Raw genomic sequence first — 23,042 nt, forward strand, 5'->3', positions numbered from 1 at the left:
GCATGGGCGACAGATACGCGAGTTTCGCCAACACCGGGCCGGGTCACGCGCTGGTCAGACGGCTCGGCCTGCCCGACCCGCCACGGCTGCGCCGCGATGCCGGCCTGGCCGGGCCGGTTCTGCTGGGTGGCAAGCCACATTCTCCGGTACGCGACGTCCTGACCAAGCTGGGCGTCGACGTGCTCGACACGGCCGCCCCACCGCACGGCGCGCTGGTGTTCGACGCGTCCGACCTCGCCGACTCGACCCAGCTGACCGCGCTCTACGACTTCTTCCATCCGTACGCCCGGTCGCTCCAGCCGAACGGCCGGGTCATCGTGCTCGGGACCACCGAGCCCGCGTCCCCCGCGGCGGCCATCGCGCAGCGGGCGCTCGAGGGCCTGACCCGCAGTATCGGCAAGGAGTTCGGGCGGGGCATCACGGCCCAGCTGGTGTACGTGGCGCCGGGCGGTGGGACGGCCACCGGGTCGACCCTGCGGTTCCTGCTGAGCGGGCGATCGGCGTACGTCAGCGGTCAGGTCATCCGGGTCGGACCGGGCGACCCACCGGCCGGGCCGGACGAACGCCCCCTCGACGGAAAGATCGCGCTGGTCACCGGGGCGGCCCGGGGCATCGGCGCGGCCATCGCCCGGGTGCTGGCCCGCGACGGCGCCTCGGTGATCGCGCTCGACGTGCCGGCCGTGGGCGACGCGCTGGCCGGGGTGGCGAACGAGGCCCGCGGCCGGGCCGTGCAACTCGACCTGACCCATCCCGAGGCCGCGAGCCGCCTGGCCCAACACCTGCCGGACGGCGTGGACATCGTCGTGCACAACGCCGGCATCACCCGCGACCGGACGATCGCCAAGATGGACGCCGCCGGCTGGAACTCGGTGATCGCGGTGAACCTGACCGCGCCGTCGGTCATCACGTCCGACCTGCTCGATCGGGGCCTGCTGCACGACGGCGGCCGGGTCGTCGGGGTCTCCTCGATCGCGGGCATCGCCGGCAACCGCGGGCAGACCAACTACGCGACCAGCAAGGCCGGCGTGATCGGGTTCGTGCAGGCCACGGCGCCGGCGCTGATCGGGCGGGGCATCACGGTCAACGCGGTCGCGCCCGGGTTCATCGAGACGGCGATGACCGCGAAGATGCCGATGATGCTGCGGGAGGCCGGGCGGCGGATGAACAGCCTGTCCCAGGGCGGGCTGCCGGTCGACGTGGCCGAGACGATCGCCTGGCTGGCCGCGCCGGGGTCGGGCACGGTCACCGGCAACATCGTCCGGGTCTGCGGGCAGAGCCTGCTGGGGGCGTGATGTCGGTTCTCCGGGCCGCGGCGACCCTCCTGCCCCGCCGGCGCGGGCCGGGCCTGCCCGCACGTGAGGTGACGGCCGAGGTCGAGGTCGGCCTCGACCGGCTGGCTTCGTACAGCCGGATCTGCGGGTTCCCGGTCCGCGACCGGCTGCCCGGCACGTTTCCGCATGTGCTGTCGTTCTCCCTGGTCATGGACCTGATGACCGGCCCGGACTTCCCGTTCCCGGTGGTCGGTCTGGTGCATGTCGCGCAGCGCGTCACGGTGCATCGGCCGCTGACCTTCGATCGAATGCGTTTCTCGGTACGGGCTTCCGACCTGCGCCCGCACCACCGGGGACAGCAGTTCGACGTGGTGACGGTCGGCTCGGTCGAGGATTCCGTCGTCTGGGAGGGGGTTTCGACGTACCTTCGGATCTCTGGTCGTAGCCCTTCGTCGGGCCGATCTCCGGACGATCGCCCCGCGCGGACCGCCACCTGGCGTGTCCCGGCGCGGACGGGTCGTGACTACGCGGCGGTGTCCGGGGACCACAACCCGATCCACACGTCCCGGCTGGGCGCGCGGCTGTTCGGGTTCCCCCGGCCGATCGCGCACGGGATGTGGACGATGGCCCGGTGCCTGGCCGCGCTCGACGCGCGCGTTCCCGCTGCGTACACGATGGATGTCGATTTTCGGCGGCCGCTTCTGCTGCCCTCGACGGTCGGTTTCAGCGCCACGCCGATCGACGGTGGCTGGGCGTTCGAGGTGGATTCTCATCTTGCCGGTCGCGTCTCCGCGCTTTAGTGTTACCAGAGGTAACGGTAACTCTTTCCGGAGGCGGCGCATGGAGTTCTGGCTGGGGCTCGACGAAGACCAGGTCGAGCTGCGCGACTGGGTGCACGGCTTCGCCGAGAGCGTGGTCCGGCCGGCCGCCGCCGAGTGGGACGAGCGCGAGGAGACGCCGTGGCCGGTGCTCCAGGAGGCGGCCAAGATCGGGCTGTACGGGTTCGAGTTCCTGGTCAACACCTACTCCGACACCTCCGGCCTGTCGCTGCCGATCGCCAACGAAGAGCTGTTCTGGGGCGACGGCGGCATCGGCATGGCCATCTCCGGCACGTCGCTGGCGGTGGCCGCGATCTACGGCTCGGGCACCCCCGACCAACTCGCCGAGTGGGTGCCGCAGTGCTTCGGTGACGCGGCCCAGCCGATGGTCGGCGCCTTCTGCACGACCGAGCCCCAGGCCGGGTCCGACGTCGGCGCGATGCGGACGCGCGCGGTGTACGACGAGGCGTCCGACTCGTGGGTGCTCAACGGCCAGAAGGCGTACGCCACGAACGGCGGCATCGCCAACGTGCACGTGGTGACCGCGTCGATCGACCCTTCCCTCGGCTCGCGGGGACAGGCGGCGTTCGTCGTGCCGCCGGGCACGCCCGGGCTGGTGGGGAGCAAGAAGCTCAAGAAGCTGGGGCTGCGTGCGTCGCACACCGCTGACGTGTTCCTCGACGACGTGCGGGTGCCCGGCAGCTGTCTGCTCGGCGGCAAGGAAGCGCTGGATGAGCGGCTGGGGCGGGCCCGCTCCGGCAAGCGCGCTCTGAGTCAGGCGGCGATGCGGACGTTCGAGCTGTCCCGGCCGGCCGTGGGGGCCCAGGCGTTGGGGATCGCGCGGGCCGCCTACGAATACGCGCTCGATTACGCCAAGGACCGGGTCGCCTTCGGCCGGCCGATCATCGAGAACCAGGCGATCGCCTTCGCCCTGGCCGACATGCGGACCGAGATCGACGCGGCCCGGCTGCTGGTCTGGCGGGCGGCGTGGATGGGCGCCAACCAGCAGCCGTTCACCGGGGCCGAGGGCTCGATGTCCAAGCTCAAGGCGGGCGAGGTGGGCGTGGCGGTCACCGAGAAGGCGGTCCAGATCCTCGGCGGGGCCGGCTACGTGCGCGACCATCCGGTGGAACGCATGTACCGCGACGCCAAGATCTACACCATCTTCGAGGGCACGTCCGAGATCCAGCGGCTGGTGATCTCCCGCGCCATCTCCGGCGTCCAGATCCGCTGATGGTCACGCCGGCGTTCATCGGCGTCACCATGGCCCGGCGCGGACTGCTCCGCCCCGGATCGCCGGCCCGGGTGGCCCGACAGCTGTGGTCGTTGCGGCGCTGGGGATTCGGGCTGGCCGGCGAGGTGCGCCAGGCGGCCGCCCGCTCCCCCGACCGAGTCGCGGTGGTCGACGACACCGGCCTCTCCCTGACGTACGCGGCCCTTCTCGACCGCGCCACCCGCGTGGCGCACGCCATCTCGGATTCCATAGTGGCAGGTGATCGGGTCGGCGTCCTGTGCCGCAACTCGGCCGGGATGCTGGCGACCCTGGTGGGCGTGGCCCAGCTCGGCGCCGACCCCGTGCTGATCAACACCGGCCTGCCCGCCGCCCAGCTGGCCGAGCTGATCACGGCACAGAATCTGAGCCTGATCGTGCACGACGACGAGTTCGACGGCGTACCCGCCGGGGTCGGCCTCCCCGCCTCGGTCCTGGAGTCCCGCCTCGCCCAGGTGTCACCCACCCCCTTGCGACCTCCGCCCCGGCCCAGCCGCACCATCGTGCTGACCTCGGGCACCACCGGCACACCGAAAGGCGCCCGGCGACCGACCCCCGGCGGGTTCGGTCCGCTGTGCTCGATCGTCGACCGGATACCCCTGCGCCACGGCGCCCGTGTGCTGATCGCCGCGCCCCTCTTCCACACCTGGGGCTTCGCGACGATGCAGATCGCGCTGGCCCTGCGGGCGACGATCGTGCTCCGGCGCCGCTTCGACCCCGCCGCGATCCTCGACGACTTGACCACGCACCGATGCGGGGCGCTGATCGCGATCCCGGTCATGCTGCAACGGCTGCTGGAGGTTCCGCCGCCGGCCCTTGACGTGCCGCTGGCTCACCGACCGGCCCTGGACGTGGTGGCGGTCAGCGGCTCGGCCCTGCCCGGCGGCCTGGCGACCCGGTTCATGGACCGGTTCGGGGACGTCCTCTACAACCTGTACGGCTCGACCGAGGTTTCGTGGGCGTCCATCGCCACGCCGGCCGACCTGTGGGCCGCCCCCGACACGGCCGGTCGCCCGCCGCACGGCACCACGATCACCGTGCTCGATGCCGCGGGCAACGTTGTGCCGCCGGGCGCGTCCGGGCGGCTGTTCGTCCACAACGACATGCTCTTCGAGGGCTACACCTCGGCCGCCACCGGTGGACAACCTTCCGGGCCACAGGGCCTTCCCACCGGCGACCTCGGACACCTCGACGAGTCCGGGCGGGTCTTCGTCGACGGCCGCGAGGACGACATGATCGTCTCCGGTGGCGAGAACGTCTTCCCGTCCCAGGTCGAGAACCTGCTCGCCGACCGGCCCGAGATTCGCGAGGTGGCCGTGATCGGCGTGCCCGACGACGAGTACGGGCAGCGCCTCGCCGCCTACGTCGTCCTGCACCCGGCCAAGTCGCTGACCGAGGAGCAGATTCGCGATCACGTACGCCGGCATCGCGCGCGGTTCTGCGTACCCAGGGATGTGGTCTTTCTGGCCGAACTCCCCCGCACCACCACCGGCAAGGTCCTCACCCGCCTGCTCGGGCCGCCCCGCTGATCACCCGCTCACCGGTCATCCTTCGGGCCGACCGAACCGTCCTTCGAGTCGACTGAGTCCTCCGTCGGGACGACCGAACACCGAACCGACGTTGCCGCCTCGATCCGCCCGGCCAGCAGATCCAGCTCAGCGCGGGTTCCCACGAGCCCAGCCGCGACGATGGCGTCCAGCCCGCCCTTGACGTCCGACCAGGCCAGTCCCCCCTCACGCAGAGCCTTGAGCACCGCGACCCGCCGGCTTCCGGCCCCCTCGGGCATCCGAAGCCGGTACTCCCCGCCCTGCTCGAGAATGGCCTGCCGGAACTCGTCGGGTGACCGGCCCCACCCCATGGCCTCCACCGTCCCCGTCGAACAGTCATAGGTCAGCACCCAGTGCAGCCGCCCATCGACGATCGTCTCGTACACCCGCCCCGCATGCTCGGTCCCGCAGCCGTCACAGCCCACCGGCACCTCGGCCTCGTAGCCGTCTCCCTGCTCCACGGCAGCCCACTCCTCGTCCGGTTTGCCATACTCCAGCGGTGAAGGTGCCCCGAGTGGTCGCCGTTGACCCTTCCGGTGTCGAGTTGCACGTGGCGACCGTCGGGGACCCGGCCGACCCGCCGCTGCTGCTGATCGGCGTCATGACGCTGAGCCGGACTGGACCGATCGCGACAGCGTGGTCGACCACCTGACCACGCACGCCTGACATCCGGGTCACGAGGATTCGCCGAGCCGGACGTCCGGGCGTCAGCCGAAGCGGTCTTCGACCGGTCCCGCCGAACGGCGAAGGCGCAGCGCGCGAGCCCGAGCTTGCCTTTGCCATGGTCGAGCTGGGCTGGACTCCGCCAAGGTCGAGCTGGGCTGGGCCGAGCTTGCCTTCACCAAGGTCGAGCAATCAGCCCCCTAACGTCGCGCGAGCGGCGCGACGCCGGCTGTACACCCGTTCGCCGTACCAAACTCCAATGTCGATCAGCAGGCAGACCCCGATCAGCAGCGCCCCGCTGGTTCCGTGCGCAAACGCTCCCGCCGCGGCGAAGAGCACGGCAGGCGGCGCCGTGCCCGCCAACGTCCCGATGACCATCCGCCGCCACGTCATGGCCGGCACCATGCCGGCCGCGACCGCCGTGGTCTCGGCCAGCACCGGGACCGGCCGGGTCACCGCCACGACCAGCACCCCGTGCGACCGCAGCCGACGTTCCAGGCCCTCCGGCGCTCGTGCTCGCCGCCCCATCCGCCGCCCGATCGCGAACGCCAGCAGCCCAGACCCGGCCGTGGCCAACCAGGACAACAACGCCCCGATCGGAAGCCCCAGCACCCCACCCAGAAAGATCATGACCACGCTGGAGGGCACCGGCAGCAGCACATCCCCCACCAGCAGCGCGACACCCACCACAGCCACCCAGGGCGCCGCGTCACCGCTCGTCCAGCTTTCCTCGGCCAGGAACGGCGGATTGATCCACTCGACGACGCCGAACCCGACCAGCGAGATCACCGTGACAACCGCCATCACCGTGAGGAAGCGTCGCCGCCCGTCCTCCCTCACCGGATCGACGGCCGTCTCCTCATCACCGATCGCCACGAACTCGCCTCCCGCCCGGCCTCTCAGCCTCGGACGCATCGTTCCATAGGTGATCAACGATCCCGCGCCTGCGATCACTCTCTCGTCCACCATCATCGGCTCCGCACCTCAGGAAGCGTCTCGGCGGCCGAAGCTGATCGCCCCGGCGCCCAGCGCGAGCAGCACATAGGCGGCCGCCACACCGCTCGCGCCACCCTGCGACAGCAGCCAGGGATGATCGCCGCCGGCGAGCTGTGGCGTGAGATTCGGCAGCAGGATCGACCCGAACCTCAGCTGCCACGTGGTCGGCAGGAAGTGCGCGAAGATCGGCGACACCAGCACCAGCCCACCCAGCGTCGTGAGGGCCGCCGCGGTCGACCGCATCACCGCGCCGAGCCCCAGACCCACCAGGCACGTCACCAGCACGATGACGGCCGCGCTGAGCACCGTCGGGATCGCATCCATCCACTCCGGCCAGGGGTTCAGCGGCGCCGGCCGATCGCCGAGCATCAGCCGGGCGTCGGCGAAGGCCATCAGCGAGAAGACCAGCCCGGCGACACCGCCCACCAGCCCGGCCACGGCGGCCTTCGCGCCCAGCAGAACACGCCGCTGAGGCACCGCCAACAGCGCCGGGCCGACCGAGCCGCTGGTGAACTCGCTGGTCATCACCATGGCGCCGATCGCCCCGACGAAGAACGTCACGAACGGCATCGTCACCACGGTCGGGTCGGCCGTCTCGTAGTTCGCCTGGTCGGCCGCCGTCGCCGCGTCGTACGACTGGACCAGCAGAAACAGGATCAGCCCGCCGGCCAGCATCGCGACCACCCCACCGGCCAGGAACCCGTACGTCGATCGCAGCGACCTCACCTTGATCAGCTCGGCCGCGACAGCGTCGCTGAACACACCCGGGCCTCGTGCCGACCTGGCCCCGACGGCCTCGTGGCTCAGCACCGTGCTCATGATCGCGTCTCCCTTTCGCCCGTGGCCCGGTATTCCGCCGCCTCGCCGGTCATCGCCAGATACACGTCCTCGAGCGTGGCGCTGCGCGGTGTCAGCCCATGGATGGGAATCGACGCCGATGCCGCGGCATCGCCGATGGTCGACGCGTCCGCCCCGGTTACGGCCAGGCCACCGTCCTCGGTGTTGGTGACCGTCGCGCCCAGACCGGCGAGGATCGGCGCGAGCTCGGCCGCGCGCGGCGACCGGACGAGCACGTCCCGCTCGAACCGGTCGCGCAAGCCGGCCATCGAGGTTTCCTCGAGCAACCTGCCACGGCCGACGATGAGCACGTGGTCGACGGTGACGGCCATCTCGCTCATCAGGTGGCTGGAGAGCAGGACGGTCCTCCCCTCGGAGGCCAGCGAGCGCAGGGTCGACCGGATCCACCGGATGCCTGCCGCGTCCAGCCCGTTGACCGGCTCGTCGAGCACGATCACCGCCGGATCGCCGAGCAGGGCGCCCGCGATACCGAGGCGCTGTCGCATGCCGAGCGAGAACGTGCCCACCCGCTTGTTCGCCGCGCTCGCCAGGCCGACCTCCTCCAGCACCGCGGTCACCCGCGCCCGGCCGATGCCATTGCTGCGGGCGAGGCAGGTCAGGTGGGTCTCGGCGCTGCGACCCGGGTGGGCGGCGTCGGCGTCGAGCACGGCGCCCACCTCATGCAGTGGGCGATGGATCTGGTCATAACGACGCTTGCCGATCAGCGCCTGGCCGGACGTGGGACGGTGCAGGCCCAGGATGATGCGCAGGGCGGTCGACTTGCCCGCCCCGTTGGGCCCGAGGAAGCCGGTGACCACGCCCGGCCGGACCTCGAAGGACAGGTTGTCGACGGCGAGTGTTGGCCCGTACCGCTTCGTCAGCTCCGTAACCGCAATCATGGGAGAGATGGTGGCCGGGCGGGCACGGGCGGCGCGTCTGACCACGGTTAGATCTTCAATGTATGACCACGGTCAGACGCGCCGCCGGTCGCCGCGCGGATAGCGTGACGGCATGCGAAACCGACCGTTCAGATTCCAGGTGAACGGCGCCGCGGTGGACACCGTGGCCGCCGCCGCTCTGGCCTTCCTGGCGGTCAACGCGACCCTCGACCCGCCGGGTCCCGAGTTCACCGGCCCGGCCTGGCTGGTGTGGCTCGCGGGCGTCGCGGTCGGGCTGCCCATCGCATTCCGGCGGCGCTGGCCGTTACCGGTGCTGAGCTGGGTGGTGTCGGCCGCCGCCGTTGCGACGGCCGCGGGTGTCGTCGGCGTCGGCGTCATCTGGACCACCTGGCTGCCGGTCGTCCTGGCGCTGTACACCGCGGTCATTGTCGCGCCGCGGGTCGCCGTCGCGCTCGCGCTGGTGGGCAGCCTGGTGGCGCCGTCACTCACCATCCCGTGGCTCTACCTCAGCGCGGGGATCGATCCGGCCGACGCCCCGGGCAGCGAGGCGCCGCTGTGGTGGCAGGTGGAAGTCGGCATGGTCGTGGTCCTGGTGACCGCGGCCTGGGTGGTGGGCTGGACCGTCCGATGGCGCCGTTCGGTCCATGCCGAGCTTGCCCGCCGGCTCGCCCAGGAAGCGGTGACCACTGAGCGGCTGCGCATCGCCCGCGAGCTGCACGACATCGTCGGGCACAGCCTGAGCCTGATCGCCGTCCGCGCGACGATCGCCAACGAGATCGCCGACGCACGACCGGGCGAGAGCCGGGCGGCCCTGCTGACCATCGAAGAGACGAGCCAGACCGCGCTCGCGGAGATCCGCCGGCTGCTGGATGTGCTGCGTGCTGATGACGATCCCGCCCCTGATCTGACACCCTCCCCCGGGGTGGACGACCTGCCGTCCGTCGTCGAACACCTGAGATCCGTCGGCGCGAGGGCCGACCTGATGCTCGAGGGCGTCGAGAACCTGCCTCAGGCGGTCGATCTCACCGTCTACCGCATCGTCCAGGAGGCACTCACCAACGTGGTGAGGCACGCGAACGCCGGCCATTGCCAGGTGACCGTCAAGGCCGGACACGGCAGCGTCCACGTCGAGGTGCTTGATGACGGCCGGCCCCAGCGTTCGACCGGCAAGCGACCCACCGGGCAGGGCCTGATCGGCATGCGTGAGCGTGTGGCGATGTACGGCGGCACGCTGACCACCGGACCACGTCCGGAGGGTGGCTTCCGGGTGGCGGCCGACATCCCCTACGCCAGGGCAAGGGATGCCTCATGACACAGGACGTCAAGGTGCTCCTGGCCGAAGACCACGATCTGATGCGTGAGAGCTTCCGCGCCCTGATCGACGCGTCCTCCGGCTTCGCCGCGGTCGGCGAGGCCCGCACCGGCACCGAGGCGGTGAGCCTGGCCCGGCAACATCAACCCGATGTGGTGCTGATGGATGTGCGGATGCCCGAGATGGACGGCATCGAAGCAACCCGGCAAATCTGCACCGCGCCGGAGACCGCCGCGGTTCGGGTGCTCATCCTGACCACCTTCGACCTGGACGAGTACGTCTACGCCGCGCTGCGGGCCGGCGCGAGCGGCTTCCTGGTCAAGGACGCCAAGGCGGCCGAGCTGCTCAACGGCATCCGGCTGGTGGCGGCCGGAGATGCCCTGCTGGCGCCCCGGGTCACCCGGCGGCTGATCGCAGCGTTCGCCGGTCAGGCCAACACGGGTTACCTCTCACCCGGCGAGCTGGAGACGGTCACCGAGCGGGAACGCGAGGTGCTCGCGCTGATCGCGCGCGGAATGTCCAACGGCGAGATCGCGGAACAGCTGACCCTCGGGGTCGGGACGATCAAGACCCACATCACCCGGCTGCTGAACAAGCTCGGCGCACGTGACCGGGCCCAGCTGGTGATCGCCGCCTACGAGACCGGCGTGGTCACGCCGAGGTCGCGATGATTCCGCGATGCCCCGGCCGGAGCTATCATCGGCGTCGGCAAGTCGTCGTCGATGGCCCGGGTACGCCGCTAAGTGCCTTCACACATGTTCTTCGGCAAAGCTGGGAGCTTGATCGCTCCTGTCCGGTGAGCCCGGCCATCCGGGTCCGGTCCCGGAAAGATCTCCGCGCCGTCCGCCGGCCCCGAGCCCACCGCTGCTGGGGCCACCTGGTCGCGGCCCCGTTGTGGCCGCTGCACGGGAGCAATCTCGGCACCCTCCTGCGCACCTGCGATGCGGTTGGCGCCTGCCTCGCGGTGCCACCCTTCCGATGGGTCGACGAGGCCCTGGCCCGGGGCAACACGCTGCGGCGGCCGAGCTGCGTGCACCGGGTCGGCAATCCGCTCAGCTGGCTGGCCGCCGAGCGGGCGGGCGGCGCCCGGGTCGTCGGCGTCGAGCTGGCCGACGAAGCCATCCGCCTGGCTGACCTGCCCGTCGCCGACCGGCGGACGGTCATGGTTCTCGGTCACGAGGCCACCGGCATCCCGCCCGAGGCGCTCGACCTGCTCGACTGTGCGGTGGAGATTCCGATGGTCGGCACGGGTCCGAGCCTCAACGTGGCTGTCGCCGGGTCGCTGGTGCTCTACAAGCTGTCGGGGCTGGCATGACCACGCCTACTGTCGCCCCCGGGCCGGCGACGGTAGTAAGACAAGTGCCGGCGGCATGTTGGCCGCCCGAGCAGCACCTCGTCGAGAGAGCGGCGCAGCCGGCGGCTGGACCCCCGACCCGGCCGCGCCCGCCATGGGCCTCAGCGGCGCGGCCGCACCAGCCCCGCGTCGTAGGCGGCGATCACCAGCTGGGCGCGGTCCCGCGCGGAGAGCTTGGCCAGCAGGTGGGTGATGTGGGTCTTGACAGTCTTCACCGAGACGCCCAGACCCTCGGCGGCCTCGTCGTTCGACAGGCCGCCACCGATCAGCGTCAGCACCTCGACCTCACGCTTGGTCAGCGACTTCAGCGCGGCGGGCCGGCGGCCGGGCCGCGGCGCCGCCACATAGGTCTCGACCAGCCGGGTCAGGATCGCCGGAGCGAAGAGCGACTCACCCCGATGCGTACGCCGGATGGCATCGATGAGTTCCGCCGGCCGCGCATCCTTGAGCAGGAAGCCCGAGGCGCCCGCGCGCAGCGCGCCGTAGACGTACTCATCGAGCTGGAACATGCTCAGCACCACGACCCGCACGGCCGCGAGCTCGGGATCGGCGCAGATGCGCCGGGTGGCCTCCAGCCCATCGACGCGCGGCATGCGCACGTCCATCAGGATCACGTCGGGCCGGGTCGAGCGGGCCCGCTGAACCGCCTGGGCGCCGTTGTCCGCCTCCCCCACCACGGTCAGATCCGGCTCGTGGTCGATCACCAACGCCAGGGCCTGGCGGAGCAGAGGCTGATCGTCGACCAGGAGCACGCGCGTCATGCGGGCACGTCCGGGATCCGCGCGACCACCCGGAAGCCGGCCTCGACCCGTTCGGCGAGCAGTGTTCCGCCGAGGCTCTCGATCCGTTCCCGCAGCCCGATGAGGCCGTGCCCGGCGCCCGGCGTCGCCCGCCAGCCGACCTCGCCGGGCCCACCGTCGGCAACCGTCACCACGACGTGCTCTTCGTCGCGGCGCACGTTCACCCGCACGTCGGTCGGCCCCGCATGCCGGGCCGCGTTGGTGAGCGCCTCACGCACCGTACGACAGACCGCGACCTGAACACCCCGTGACACCTCTCCTACCTCGTCCACAGCAAGCGTGGCCCGCAGTCCGGCCCGGGTCGCCCCGCCGACGATGCCGGGCAGGTCGTCGAGGCTGTCGACCGGCGCCGTGACCGCGGGCGAGCGCAGCACGGTGAGCATCCGCCGCAGCTCGCCGGTCGCCTGCCGACTGACGTCTTCGATGTCACCGAGCGCAGCCTCCATGTCGGTCTTCCGATCGATGTGGCGGCTCGCGGCGGCACGCACCGTGATGAAGCCCAGGGCGTGTGACACGACATCGTGCAGGTCACCCGCGATTCGCAGTCGTTCGGCCAGCACCGCCTCGGTGGCCGCCCACGCGGTCAGTCGCGCTTCGTAGTCGCGGCGGTCGGCCCGTGCCCGCCGCACCGCCCACACCGCCGCCGCGGCCGCCCCGCCCGCCAGCAACGCCGGGATGATCACCGCGGTCGGTCCGCTGCCGCCCACGGTGCACAGCAACACGACCAGCACCGCGACGACCATCGCCAGCACGGGCGCGATGCCGGCGCTGATGACGGGGCGGGATTGGGCGTTCACGGCAACGACTGTAGTTCTCGGACCAGGGTCTGAGACCGCGCCGCAAAATCGGATCACGGTCCGACGCGCCCCCGCCGCCGAGCAGGTTGACTCTTCCCCATGATTTCCGTCGAGCGGGTCAACAAGATCAAAGGCAGGGCCCAGATTTTGTACGATGTGAGCTTCGTCGCGCAGCCTGGCCGGGTCACCGGGTTCCTCGGTCCCAACGGCGCCGGCAAGACCTCCACGCTGCGTGTCCTGCTCGGCCTCGACCGACCGAAGTCCGGGGCGGCCTTGGTGTGCGGCCACCCGTACGCCAGCCTGAAACGTCCTTTGACGACGGTGGGCGCGTTGCTGGACGGAAGCGGAGCACACCGCGCCCGCAGCGCTCGCGGACATCTGCGCTGGGTGGCGGCCAGCAACGGCCTGCCCGATTCGCGCGTCGACGAGGTGCTCGAGACCGTCGGGCTGGCCGGTGAGGCACGCAAGCGGGCGGGACGGTTCTCGCTCGGGATGAGCCGGCGGCTCGGGCTGGCCGCCGCCCTGCTCGGCGACCCCGAGGTGCTGATCCTCGACGAACCGGTGAACGGCCTCGACCCGGCCGGGATCCGGTGGATGCGCGACTTCCTGCGAGATCGCGCGGCACGTGGGAACACCGTGCTGCTGTCCAGCCATCTGATGGGCGAGCTGGCCGAGATCGCCGACGACGTGGTCGTGATCGACAAGGGTCACATCGTGACGCAGGGCACGCTCGCCGAAGTGGTCGGCGGCCACGGCTCGCTCGAAGACGCGTTCTTCGCGCTGACCGCAGGCGGTGGGCCGTGGTGAGCCTGGTTCGCGCCGAGCTGCGCAAACTTCTCGGGCTGCCGACCGCACGCGTCGGCCTGCTGCTCGGCGTGCTGCTGTCGCCGGTCGTCGTGCTGATCAACGCCCCGGCCGCCCGCCGGGCCGACCTGGCCCACTCCGACACCGGCCTGGTCGAACTCGGCGTCGGGCTGATCGGCCCGATGATCCTCGGCGTGGTCATCATGAGCAGCGAGCTGACCTCCACCGGCGACGAGGCGCCACGGGCACGTCAGCTCACGGCGACGCTGATCGCCGGCCCGCGCCGGATGCGCCTGCTTCTCGCCAAGGCAACGGCCCTGATTCTCGTGGTGGCCGTGCAGGCGAGCGTGGCGACGGCCGCGACGACCGGGCTCACCCAGGTGTTGCACGGCGACCGGGTGCCGGTCCCGGCGTTCGCCCGGCTCGCGGCCGCGGTGCTGTACTGGGTGCTGCTCGCGCTGCTGGCGTACTCGATCACTCTGATCGTGCGGAACGGCATCGTGCCGCTGACGTTCCTGATCGTCAACAGCACGTTCGTCTCGGTGTCCTACCTGCTGACCAAGGTCACCGATGCGGCCGCCTACCTGCCCGACATCGTGGGCGCGCAGATGTTCCTCCGCGAGTCCGACTTCCCGGTGCGGATCGCCCCCGTGACCGCCGGGCTGGTGATGAGCGCGTGGATCGCGGCGTTCCTGGTCGTCGGTGCCCTCCTGTTCCGCCGGCGTGACGCATGAACTGGCTCATGGCCGAGCTCCGCAAGCTCGTGACGCTGCCGTCACTCCGGCTGACCGCGGCGTTCACCCTGGGAGCCACAGCCCTGCTGGCCTGGCTAGACGTCGAACCGATCGCCTACACCCAGACGGGCTTCCTGGTGCTGGGCGCGCTTGCCGCCACGGAAAGCCAGACCACGACGCTGCTCGCGATGCCCCGCCGTCTCCCCCTGCACGCGGCCAAGGCGGTCACCCTCGTCGCGGTCACGCTCCCCCTGGCCGCGGTCGCGTCCGTCCCCGCGACCGAACCGGCCGCCGCGGCGACGTACCTTGCGCTGACAACCGTGCTGGCGTTCGCCGCCGGGACGATGATCCGCAATGCCCTGGCCACGGTCCTGGCCCTGCTCGGCACCCATGTCATAGCCGGGCCACTGCTGCGGGGAGCCTCCGACACCGCGACCCGCTTCCTGCCGGACACCCCCGCGTGGGACGCCACGCGCGGCTTCTCCGCCACAGTCGCCTGGACGGCCGCCGTCCTGGTGGTCTCCGCCTACATGTTCCACCGCCGCGATGCTGCCTGACCGCGTGCTCACGAGCCGTGTCGCGTCCGCTCCGGCGCCGGAGCGGAAAAGCACGGACGTACGATGCGACCGTGAGTTACTCGACCGATCCACGGGCGGCGCGCAGCCGGGAGGCGATTCTGGTCGCGGCGCGGGAGCTGCTGGTCGGCGAGGGACCCGGGGCGGTGACCCACCAGCGCGTCGCGCAGCAGGCCGGGGTGGGACGGGCGACCGTCTACCGGCACTGGACGCGGCCCGAGGAACTGCTGCTCGACGTCATGTCCGGGGCCGATCTGCCGTTTTTCAAGGAGCCGGGCGACCCGGTCCGGCCGTGGCTGCGAGGCCAGTTGCGGGCGATGGCCGACGAACTGGTGGTCCCGCCGGTTGCCGCTGTGGCGCTCACGCTGATGCAGGCGGCCATCTGGGACCCGCAGATCGCGGAGAGGCGCGATGCGTCGGTCCGAACCATCAACGAGCGGCTGGGCGCTGCGGTGGCCGTGGCGGTGAGCCGTGGCGAGCTCGAGACCGACGCCCACGACCAGGAGCTCACGTCGACCCTGATCGGGCCGATCGTCTACCACACGGCCATGCAACGGAGCCGGGTCCCCGACGAGCTGATCGACCGCCTGATCGCCGCGATCGGCACCTGGCGCCCATAGATCCGTCGCTCGACGCTGACCCCTCCTCACAACGCCTCGCTCCCCCGGCTCTGGGCGCGAGGTCCGGCCGGCTGGATCGGCTCACCACGCCTCGGCACTCACGTCAGGCGGGCCACCCATGCGCCCATCGCCGCCGCCGTGGTCGTGGCGTGCTCGTCGAGCATCGTGAAGTGGTCACCGGGCACCTCGACGCGCTCGTGCGGCATCGAACGTGTGGTGCGCCAATCCGCCGGCATGCCCGCGACCGGCTCGGCCGCCCCGACGAGCAGGCTCGGCGTGGCGATCGGACCGGGGCGCCAACCATGAAGAAGCCGGATGTACGCCCCGGCGGTCAGCAGCGCGGTCTGCTCGGCGACCGGGCCGAGGCGCCCGTGCAGCTGGGCCAGTCCGGTGGTGACCAGGCTGGTCACCCACTCGTCGGTCACGTCGCCGAGGTCACGCTCGTAGGTGTCGAGCAGCACCAGGCCCGCCGCCGGGCGCCCGCGGCGTTCGAGCCGTCCGGCCGTCGCGTGGGCCAACTGGCCGCCGCTCGATCGGCCCACCAGCACGATAGGGCGGTTATCGGCGGCCGCGATAGCCATGTCGGCGAGCCGTTCGAACAGATCGTCGCGCGACTCCGGCACCTGACGCCGGTCGGTGAAGCCGGGCAGGGGCAGGACGGTCACCGGGCCGCTTGCCGCCCGCGCCAGCGGGAGGAACTCGGCGACCGCGGCCGGCCCGAGCGACGGCAGGCAGACCAGCACGGGACCGTCGCCGTCGCCGTCGGTCACCGGCACCGGTTCGAGTGCGGTGTCGTTCTGCCCGTCCGCGGGCGCGGCGGAGGCGCTGATCAGCAGGTTCGCGGCGAGGCGGTGCTGCCCGCCGGCCCGCAGGGTGTGGAAGAGCCCGACCACTGTCGCCAGCTCGGCGGGTGCGTCGGGGCCGGTGGGCCGGGAAGGCGGCGCGGCCATTGGTGAGCGTGAAGACGACGGGGCGTGAGAGGTGGTGACCGTGGGAGATGCGGAGAGCGCGTCCGAAGCGATGGCCGCAGGAGGGATGGCCGCGGAGGCCACGTGGGAGGACGTCGAGGCTGCGTAAGAGGGAGCGACAGCAGGAGGAGTTGATGTTGCGGCCGAGGACGAGGAAGCGGTCACGGGAGTAGCTGCGGCAGAGGGAGGAGCAGGGGCCGAGGAAGGAGCAGGGGCCGACAACGGAGTTGGCGCGGAGGCGGTGGGTAGGCGGTCGGCCAGCCAGGCGGCCAGTGCTGCGGGAGTTGGGTGGTCGAAGACGACGGTGGCGGGCATGGGGATGCCGGTTGCGGCGACCAGGCGGGTGCGGAGCTGGATGGAGCTGACCGAGTCGAGGCCCTGGTCGGTGAAGGCTGAGCGGACGTCGACTGTTGCGGGGTCGGTGCGGCCCAGTTCGGCGGCTACCTCGTCGCGGACCAGGGCTTCCAGGGCGGTGGTCAGGTCTTCGCCGGACAGGTTGCCGAGGCCGTCGGCCAGGGGTTCGGGGGCTGGGCGGAGAGGATTGGGCGTGGGTGGCGCGGCAGTGTCGAAGATGATGGGGGCCAAGACTGGTTCGTTGCTGTGCAGGGCGGCGTCGAAGGCTGCTGTGACCTCGGGTGGAGACATCGGCCGGAGGCGGGACTTGGCTGATGGCATGCCGCCGTCCAGGGCCAGCGGGCCCCAGGCCAAGGACAGGGCGGGCAGTCCGGCGGCGTGGCGGCGGCGGGCCAGGTCGTCCAGGTAGGCGTTGCCGGCCGCGTAGGCGCCCTGGCCAGGGTTGCCCAGCAGGCCGGACGCGGATGAGCAGAGGATGAACGCGGTGAGGTCGCCGGCCAGGTCGTGCAGGTGCCAGGCGGCGTCCACCTTGGGGCGGAGGACGGCGTCGGCACGGTCGCGGGTCAGAGACTCGATCGGGCCGTCGTCGATCACTCCGGCGGCGTGCACGACCGCGGTCACCGGCGGGTCGGCGGCGGCGATCACGGCGGCCAGGGCGTCTCGGTCGGCCGCGTCGCAGGCCTCGACGGTGACCGTTGCGCCCTCGATCGTCAACTCGGTGGGGCGGCGACTGACCAGCAGCAGGTGACGGACACCGTGGGTCGCGACAAGGTGCTGGGCCAGCAGCCGGCCCAGGGCGCCGGTCCCGCCGGTGATCAGCACGGTGCCGTCGCCGAATCCGCCGCTGACAGACACCTCACCCGAGGCCGAAGAGGCCGAAGAGGCCGAAGAACGAGTCGGCTCGCCAGCGCCCAACCCGACGGAAGCCTGCGAGGCCGAAGGGGCGGTGGCCGAAGGGGCGGTGGCCGAAGGGGCGGTGGCCGAAGGGGCGGTGGCCGAAGGGGCGGTGGCCGAAAGCGCGACAGAAGCCGTGACGGCGGAAGTGGTGACCGCCGAAGGGGCGGCCGACGCGGCGGCGGGATCCAGAGCAGGGAGAGCGGGGGTGGTCGTGACGCGGGTCAGGCTGGGGGTGCCCAACTCGCCGTTGACCACCTGGATCTCCGGGTTGGTGGTGGCGGCGCGGATGGCTGCGGGGCGGGCGGGTGATGAGGCGTCGTCCAGCAGGACCAGGGCCACCTGGTCGGGGTATTCGGCTGCGGCGACTCGGGTCAGGCCGGCGACTGCGGGCGACGTGGTGGTGACGACGATGCGGTCGGTGCCGGCCACCAGCTCCGAGAGGCGTTCGGCCACGGTGAAGACCTGGTCGTGCACGTCGTCCGGCGTTGATGCCGCCGGGTAGGTGGCGTCGAGGACCACCGGGTCGGGGCCAGGCTCGGGCGCGTTGGGGAGGGGTGACCAAGTCGGGCGGTAGAGGGCTTGGGGCAGCGCCCGGACGATCAGTTCGCCGATGTCGATCAGCGGGCGTCCCTCGGCGTCGGCCACCTGGACGCTCAGGCGGTCCGTGCCCGTGGAGGTCAATCGGACGCGTGCGGTGGTGGCGGTGCCGTCGTAGCGGCGGATGTTCGACCAGACGAACGGCACCCGGGGCGGGCCGGCGGCGGCGAGGAGCCGGGACGGGTGCAGGGCGGCGTCCAGCAGGGCTGGGTGCAGGCCGGGCCAGTGGCCGGCCGCGCTGGGCAGCTTGACCTCGGCGTAGACGGCGTCGCCCCCGCGCCAGGCCGCCGTCACGCCCTGGAACGCGGGACCGTAGCCGGTTCCCACGTAGAGATCGGTCAGGTCGGCCGGCACCGCGTCGGGCGGCGGCCACACGGCGGCCCAAGACCAGTCGGCTTGGGCAGGGACGCCGCCGGGCGAAAGGGAGGACGAGTCAGAACGCACGGCGGGGGCGGGCGACGGCTCGGTGGAAGGCAGGGCGCGGCCCGAGGCGTGTGGGGTCCAGGCGTCGCCGTCGCGGAGGTAGATGGTCAGGGGGCGGGTGCCGTCGGGGGCGGCGGGACCCAGGACCAGTTGGAGGTCCAAGGGGGTGTCGGCGATCGGGACGGGGCGGGTGATGGTCAGTTCGGTCAGCGTCGGCGCGCCGGCCGAGCGGGCCAAGGACGTGGCCAGGTCGATGAAGAGGGTGCCGGGAACCAAGGGCTCGTGGCCGATGCGGTGGTCGAGGAGCCAGGGCTGGGTGGACGGTGACAAGGTCGCGTACGCGATGTGGGTGTCCGTGCCGGGAATCTCCAGCATGGTGTGGGACAGCGGCGCCGCGGGGCGCTTCAGGGTGGACAGCCAGAACCGGCGTTTGGTGAACGGGTAGGTCGGCAAGGTTGCGGCCAGCGCGGGGTCGGCCGGGCCGAGCAGCGCCTGGCGGTCGACGTCCACGCCGTGCGCCCACAGGGTGGCCGCGGCGGTTGCCGACGCGGGCAGGGTGCCCTGCGGGATGAGCGTGGCCAGGGACGCGGCCGGGCCCAGCTCCACCACCAGGGCGGGCAGCCGGGCGGCCACGTCGCCGAAGCGGACCGGCTCGCGGATCTGGTTGACCCAGTACGACGCCGAGCGCAGGTCGTCGCCGGCCGCGGGTTCGCCGGTGCGGGAGGAGATGATCGGCACGGTGGGGCTCGCGTACGTCAGGGTCGCCGCCACCGAGGCGAACTCGGCGAGCATCGGCTCCATCCGTACCGAATGAAAAGCGTGACTGACCCGCAAAGCCTTGGTGTGATGGCCCCGTGACCGCAGGGTCGCGGCGACCTCCTCGACCGGCTCGCGGTCGCCGGACAGGACCACCGAGCGCGGGCCGTTGATGGCGCCCAGGTCGACGCCGGGGCGGAGCAGCGGCCGGACATCGTCCGCGGACGCGTTGACCGCGACCATCACCCCGCCCGTGGGCAGCGCACCCATCAGGCGGGCGCGGGCGCCGACCAGGGTCGCGGCGTCGGCCAGGGACAGGATCCCGGCGACGTGGGCCACGGCCAGCTCGCCGATCGAGTGGCCGGCCAGCACGTCGGGCCGCACGCCCCAGGATGCGAGCAGACGGTACGAGGCGACGCCGTACGCGAACAGCAGCGGCTGCGCGTACTGAGTCAGCGCGATGTCGGCGCCGGGCGGGACCGGATCGCCCAGCGCGGCCATCACCTCGTCGTACGCGGCCCGGAAGGCCGGGAACGGCAGCACGCCGAGCCGTTGCGAGCCCTGCCCGGGGAAGACGAACGCCACCTTCCCGGCCGGCCGGCCGGCCCCGATGACCAGGTCGGGATGTGCCCGCCCGGCACTCAGCGCGGTGAGCGCATCGTCACCGAGTACCGCTGCCCGATGCCGCAGAGCCGCCCGCGCCCCCAGCGCCGACGCGGAGACCGGGCCGTGTTCGAGGAGCCCGCGGGCAAGAAGCGCCAGCGCGGTGGGGTCGGAGGCGGAGAGAAGCAAAGGCCCGGTGTCCGAGATGTCCGGTGCGGGCGAGGCCGAAGCGGGAGCCGGGGCCTCGATGATCACGTGCGCGTTCGTCCCGGAGATCCCGAACGATGACACCGCCGCCCGCCGCGGTCGCGAATCCGGGGACAAGGGCCACGGCCGCGCCGACAGCAGCAGCCGCACGTCGCCCGCCGTCCAGTCGACGTGGTCGTTCGGGCGGTCCACGTTGATCGTGCGCGGCAGGCGCCCGCGCCGCATCGCCTCGACCATCTTGATCACCCCGGCGACCCCGGCCGCGGCCTGGGTGTGCCCGAGGTTCGCCTTCACAGTGCCCAGCCACAGCGGCCGGTCCGCGGGCCGGTCCCGCCCGTACGTGGCCAGCAGCGCCTGGGCCTCGATCGGGTCGCCCAGCAGCGTGCCGGTGCCGTGCGCGTCGACGGCGTCCACGTCGGCGGGGCCGAGGCCGGCCGAGGCCAGCGCCGCCCGGATCACCCGCTGCTGCGCGGGGCCGTGCGGGGCGGCCAGCCCGTTGGAGGCGCCGTCCGAGCCGACCGCCGAACCGCGCACCACCGCCAGCACCGGATGACCGTGGCGGCGGGCGTCGGAGAGCCGTTCGAGCAGCAGCAGCCCGGCCCCTTCACCCCAGCTCGTGCCGTCGGCGTCGGCCGAGAACGCCTTGACCCGGCCGTCCGGCGAGAGTCCCCTGAGGCGGCTGAAGCCGATGAACGAGTCGGGCGTCGACATGACCGTGGCGCCGCCGGCGATGGCCATCGAGCACTCGCCGCTGCGTACGGCGGCCGCCGCCTGATGCAGCGCGACCAGGGACGACGAGCAGGCGGTGTCGATCGTGACGGCGGGACCGGTGAGCCCGAACGTGTACGCGATGCGCCCGGAGGCCACGCTGCCGGCCGAGCCCAGCCCCAGGTGCCCCTCGACCTCGCCGGACGGGTCGTCGCCGGCCAGGCGGGAGTAGTCGCGGTACATCAGGCCGACGAACGTGCCGACGTCGCTGCCCCGGACCGACGCCGGCGCGATCCCGGCCCGTTCCCACAGTTCCCACGCGGTCATCAGGAGCAGCCGCTGCTGCGGGTCCATGGTCACGGCCTCGGCGTCGCCGATCGCGAACGGCCCGGGGTCGAAGCCGGCCACGTCGTCGAGGAAGCCGCCGCCCCGGGCGTACGTGTGGCCGGCCCGGTCCGGGTCGGGGTCGTACAGGTCGGGGTCCCAGCCCCGGTCGGCCGGGAACGGGCCGGTCGCGTCGATCTCCTTGCCGACCAGCGACCACAGGTCTTCCGGCGAGGCCACACCACCCGGGTAACGGCAGGCCATGGCGATGATCGCGACCGCGTCGTCGGGCCGGTCCGGCTGCGGCGCGCCCAGCTCGTGCCGGATGACCTTTCCCGAGGGGGTACGCGGAACGGCGTCGATCAGCACGATCTCGTCCGGCGCCTTGGCCGCCGACATGCGGCTGCGCGTGGCGGCGAGCACCGCGGCCGGGTCGACCCGGTCGTGGGCGGCCACCACGTACCCGACGGCGACCTGACCGAGCCGGTGGTGCGGGCGTCCGGCCACCGCCGCGTCGGCCACCTCGGGCAGGGCGAGCAGCACCTTCTCGATCTCGGCCGGGTGCACGTTGGCGCCGCCCCGGATGATCAGGTCGCCGGCCCGCCCGGTGAGCACCAGCTGGTCGTCGGCCCGGAGCCGGCCGAGGTCGCCGGTGCGGTACCAGCCGTCGACCAGCACCTGCGCGGTCACCTCGGGCTGGCGGTGGTAGCCGCGCATCACGCTCTCGCCGCGTACCCGGACCTCACCTTCCGTACCCCGCGGCAGCTCGGCGCCGGTCCGCGGGTCGACGACGCGCACCTCGGTGACGATCCGCCCGACCGAGCCCTCGGCCACGATCTCCTGCCCGGGCAGTTCCATCGCGATCGCGCCGCACGTCTCGGTGCTGCCGTAGCTGTTGACCAGCGGCGCCCCCAGCAGCTCGCGGACCCCGGCGCGCATCTCGGGCGGGCAGGGCGCTCCCCCGGTCACGCACATCCGCAGGGTCGTCTCGACCCGCTGCTCACCGAGCGTGGCCAGCAACCGGTGGTAGACGGTCGGCACGCCGGTGAGGATGGTCGGCGCGGTGGTCCGCAGCGCCGCGATGACGTCGCCGTCGGACGGGTGGTCGAGGATGATCGCGGAGGCGCCGATCACGGTCACGGCGAGCACGCACCGGGCGTGTCCGAGCGCGTGGAACAGCGGCAACGGCCACAGCAGACGGTCACTCTCGGCGATCCCGAGGTGCCGGACCAGCGAACGATCCACCATCGTCAGCCAGCGCCCCTGGCTGGACACCACGCCCTTGGGCCGGCCGGTGCTGCCCGAGGTGTAGTGGATCCAGGCGTCCTCGTCGAGGCCGAGGTCGTCACGCGGGGCCGCGTCGGTGGCGGCGGCGAGCACGCCGGCCACGGTGGTCGAGCCGTGCGCGGTCACGGTGAGCGCCGGCGCGCAGTCCTCGGCCAGGCCGGCCAGCTCGGCGGTGGAAGAGCGAGGGTTCACGGGTACGCCGAGGCCGGCCGCCCGCACCGTCCCCAGCACCGCCACCACGGCGTCGATCCCGGCCGGAACGCAGATCAGCACGGTCTCGCCGCGCCGGTGACCGAGCGCGGCCAGCCCGCTCGCGAAGCGCCCGGTCAGCTCATCGAGCTCGGCGAACGTGATCGCCCGGCCACCCGCCTCGACGGCCACCTTCCCGGGCCGTTCGGCAGCGTGCCGGCGCAGATGCTCCACAATCGTCGCGATCATCCGGCAACCATGCAGCATGATCACCGGCGCCGGCTTGTTGTCCACCACGAATCTCGGCCCGGCCCGGTGATCTCCCGCACAGGACCGGCTCGACGGCCCAGCTCAGGGGTGGCTCCACTGCGGAAAGTCGATCATTCGACACGAGCGTCGGCGGCCGGATCCGGGCCACCGAGGTGTCGCTGA

General features: G+C 72.2%; 19 protein-coding genes. 12 read left to right on the forward strand and 7 right to left on the reverse strand.

Features of this window, described 5'->3' with window-relative positions; all coding sequences use genetic code 11:
• Positions 1–2 precede the first annotated feature (2 nt).
• The 4 genes from AB0M54_RS28595 to AB0M54_RS28610 are packed head-to-tail and all read left to right on the forward strand — an operon-like array spanning position 3 to position 4,888.
• Positions 3–1,292 (forward strand): 3-oxoacyl-ACP reductase, encoded by a 1,290-nt coding sequence (locus tag AB0M54_RS28595; RefSeq protein WP_364317674.1) that lies wholly within the window; start codon positions 3–5, stop codon positions 1,290–1,292.
• On the forward strand, positions 1,292–2,071 hold the full coding sequence (locus AB0M54_RS28600) for a MaoC/PaaZ C-terminal domain-containing protein (protein WP_364317676.1): 780 nt from the start codon (positions 1,292–1,294) through the stop codon (positions 2,069–2,071). The genes AB0M54_RS28595 and AB0M54_RS28600 overlap by 1 nt, the downstream gene beginning before the upstream one ends.
• Positions 2,072–2,111: 40 nt before the next feature.
• Positions 2,112–3,323: an acyl-CoA dehydrogenase family protein gene (locus AB0M54_RS28605; RefSeq protein ID WP_364317678.1), complete on the forward strand. Its 1,212-nt coding sequence runs from the start codon at positions 2,112–2,114 to the stop codon at positions 3,321–3,323.
• A complete protein-coding gene (locus AB0M54_RS28610; protein WP_364474641.1) occupies positions 3,323–4,888 on the forward strand; it encodes an AMP-binding protein in 1,566 nt (521 codons plus the stop codon). Before AB0M54_RS28605 ends, AB0M54_RS28610 begins: the two co-directional genes overlap by 1 nt.
• An 8-nt stretch (positions 4,889–4,896) precedes the next feature.
• On the opposite strand, the gene AB0M54_RS28615 is transcribed toward AB0M54_RS28610, so the two are convergent.
• The gene (locus AB0M54_RS28615; RefSeq protein WP_364474643.1) at positions 4,897–5,367 is read right to left on the reverse strand and encodes a hypothetical protein; all 471 of its coding nucleotides are present in this window, start codon (positions 5,365–5,367) and stop codon (positions 4,897–4,899) included.
• 38 nt (positions 5,368–5,405) lie between these two features.
• Here AB0M54_RS28615 and AB0M54_RS28620 point away from each other — a divergent pair, with 38 nt between their 5' ends.
• On the forward strand, positions 5,406–5,558 hold the full coding sequence (locus AB0M54_RS28620) for a hypothetical protein (RefSeq protein ID WP_364317682.1): 153 nt from the start codon (positions 5,406–5,408) through the stop codon (positions 5,556–5,558).
• Between the two features lie 203 nt (positions 5,559–5,761).
• On the opposite strand, the gene AB0M54_RS28625 is transcribed toward AB0M54_RS28620, so the two are convergent.
• The 3 genes from AB0M54_RS28625 to AB0M54_RS28635 all read right to left on the reverse strand — a co-directional run bounded on the left by AB0M54_RS28625 (position 5,762) and on the right by AB0M54_RS28635 (position 8,301).
• Positions 5,762–6,445, reverse strand: a complete 684-nt coding sequence (locus tag AB0M54_RS28625; RefSeq protein WP_364474644.1) for a VTT domain-containing protein — start codon at positions 6,443–6,445, stop codon at positions 5,762–5,764.
• Positions 6,446–6,553: 108 nt separating this feature from the next.
• Positions 6,554–7,384 (reverse strand): ABC transporter permease, encoded by an 831-nt coding sequence (locus AB0M54_RS28630; protein WP_364474646.1) that lies wholly within the window; start codon positions 7,382–7,384, stop codon positions 6,554–6,556.
• Entirely contained in the window at positions 7,381–8,301 is a 921-nt protein-coding gene (locus AB0M54_RS28635) for an ATP-binding cassette domain-containing protein (protein ID WP_364474648.1), read from the reverse strand. The genes AB0M54_RS28630 and AB0M54_RS28635 overlap by 4 nt, the downstream gene beginning before the upstream one ends.
• Positions 8,302–8,413: 112 nt before the next feature.
• Between AB0M54_RS28635 and AB0M54_RS28640 the strand changes: the two genes are divergently transcribed.
• From AB0M54_RS28640 to AB0M54_RS28650, 3 genes are all read left to right on the forward strand, one after another.
• The gene (locus AB0M54_RS28640; RefSeq protein WP_364474650.1) at positions 8,414–9,613 is read left to right on the forward strand and encodes a sensor histidine kinase; all 1,200 of its coding nucleotides are present in this window, start codon (positions 8,414–8,416) and stop codon (positions 9,611–9,613) included.
• Positions 9,610–10,284, forward strand: a complete 675-nt coding sequence (locus AB0M54_RS28645) for a response regulator transcription factor (RefSeq protein WP_364317691.1) — start codon at positions 9,610–9,612, stop codon at positions 10,282–10,284. The genes AB0M54_RS28640 and AB0M54_RS28645 overlap by 4 nt, the downstream gene beginning before the upstream one ends.
• Before the next feature lie 125 nt (positions 10,285–10,409).
• Positions 10,410–10,928, forward strand: coding sequence for a TrmH family RNA methyltransferase (locus tag AB0M54_RS28650; protein ID WP_364317693.1), 519 nt, complete (start codon positions 10,410–10,412; stop codon positions 10,926–10,928).
• Between the two features lie 140 nt (positions 10,929–11,068).
• On the opposite strand, the gene AB0M54_RS28655 is transcribed toward AB0M54_RS28650, so the two are convergent.
• Positions 11,069–11,728: a response regulator transcription factor gene (locus AB0M54_RS28655; protein WP_364317695.1), complete on the reverse strand. Its 660-nt coding sequence runs from the start codon at positions 11,726–11,728 to the stop codon at positions 11,069–11,071.
• Complete coding sequence (locus AB0M54_RS28660) at positions 11,725–12,564, reverse strand: histidine kinase (protein ID WP_364474652.1); 840 nt, start codon at positions 12,562–12,564, stop codon at positions 11,725–11,727. Before AB0M54_RS28660 ends, AB0M54_RS28655 begins: the two co-directional genes overlap by 4 nt.
• 99 nt (positions 12,565–12,663) lie before the next feature.
• Between AB0M54_RS28660 and AB0M54_RS28665 the strand changes: the two genes are divergently transcribed.
• From AB0M54_RS28665 to AB0M54_RS28680, 4 genes are all read left to right on the forward strand, one after another.
• Positions 12,664–13,371 (forward strand): ATP-binding cassette domain-containing protein, encoded by a 708-nt coding sequence (locus AB0M54_RS28665; protein ID WP_364317698.1) that lies wholly within the window; start codon positions 12,664–12,666, stop codon positions 13,369–13,371.
• Positions 13,368–14,102, forward strand: coding sequence for a hypothetical protein (locus tag AB0M54_RS28670; protein WP_364317699.1), 735 nt, complete (start codon positions 13,368–13,370; stop codon positions 14,100–14,102). Before AB0M54_RS28665 ends, AB0M54_RS28670 begins: the two co-directional genes overlap by 4 nt.
• On the forward strand, positions 14,099–14,659 hold the full coding sequence (locus AB0M54_RS28675; protein WP_364317701.1) for a hypothetical protein: 561 nt from the start codon (positions 14,099–14,101) through the stop codon (positions 14,657–14,659). Before AB0M54_RS28670 ends, AB0M54_RS28675 begins: the two co-directional genes overlap by 4 nt.
• Before the next feature lie 71 nt (positions 14,660–14,730).
• Positions 14,731–15,297, forward strand: a complete 567-nt coding sequence (locus tag AB0M54_RS28680) for a TetR/AcrR family transcriptional regulator (protein ID WP_364317703.1) — start codon at positions 14,731–14,733, stop codon at positions 15,295–15,297.
• A gap of 98 nt (positions 15,298–15,395) precedes the next feature.
• On the opposite strand, the gene AB0M54_RS28685 is transcribed toward AB0M54_RS28680, so the two are convergent.
• On the reverse strand, positions 15,396–22,859 hold the full coding sequence (locus tag AB0M54_RS28685) for an SDR family NAD(P)-dependent oxidoreductase (RefSeq protein ID WP_364474653.1): 7,464 nt from the start codon (positions 22,857–22,859) through the stop codon (positions 15,396–15,398).
• Between the last annotated feature and the right edge of the window lie 183 nt (positions 22,860–23,042).

Origin of the sequence: Actinoplanes sp. NPDC051470, assembly GCF_040682035.1 — a bacterium.
GTDB lineage: Bacteria > Actinomycetota > Actinomycetes > Mycobacteriales > Micromonosporaceae > Actinoplanes.

Bases quoted from the DNA above. Each gene is read 5' to 3' on its own strand.
- AB0M54_RS28605 (WP_364317678.1), top strand. From the start codon at position 2,112: ATGGAGTTCTGGCTGGGGCTCGACGAAGACCAGGTCGAGCTGCGCGAC.
- AB0M54_RS28655 (WP_364317695.1), bottom strand. From the start codon at position 11,728: ATGACGCGCGTGCTCCTGGTCGACGATCAGCCTCTGCTCCGCCAGGCC.
- AB0M54_RS28610 (WP_364474641.1), top strand. From the start codon at position 3,323: ATGGTCACGCCGGCGTTCATCGGCGTCACCATGGCCCGGCGCGGACTG.
- AB0M54_RS28645 (WP_364317691.1), top strand. From the start codon at position 9,610: ATGACACAGGACGTCAAGGTGCTCCTGGCCGAAGACCACGATCTGATG.
- AB0M54_RS28640 (WP_364474650.1), top strand. From the start codon at position 8,414: ATGCGAAACCGACCGTTCAGATTCCAGGTGAACGGCGCCGCGGTGGAC.
- AB0M54_RS28635 (WP_364474648.1), bottom strand. From the start codon at position 8,301: ATGATTGCGGTTACGGAGCTGACGAAGCGGTACGGGCCAACACTCGCC.
- AB0M54_RS28595 (WP_364317674.1), top strand. From the start codon at position 3: ATGGGCGACAGATACGCGAGTTTCGCCAACACCGGGCCGGGTCACGCG.
- AB0M54_RS28675 (WP_364317701.1), top strand. From the start codon at position 14,099: ATGAACTGGCTCATGGCCGAGCTCCGCAAGCTCGTGACGCTGCCGTCA.
- AB0M54_RS28665 (WP_364317698.1), top strand. From the start codon at position 12,664: ATGATTTCCGTCGAGCGGGTCAACAAGATCAAAGGCAGGGCCCAGATT.
- AB0M54_RS28600 (WP_364317676.1), top strand. From the start codon at position 1,292: ATGTCGGTTCTCCGGGCCGCGGCGACCCTCCTGCCCCGCCGGCGCGGG.
- AB0M54_RS28630 (WP_364474646.1), bottom strand. From the start codon at position 7,384: ATGAGCACGGTGCTGAGCCACGAGGCCGTCGGGGCCAGGTCGGCACGA.
- AB0M54_RS28685 (WP_364474653.1), bottom strand. From the start codon at position 22,859: ATGATCGCGACGATTGTGGAGCATCTGCGCCGGCACGCTGCCGAACGG.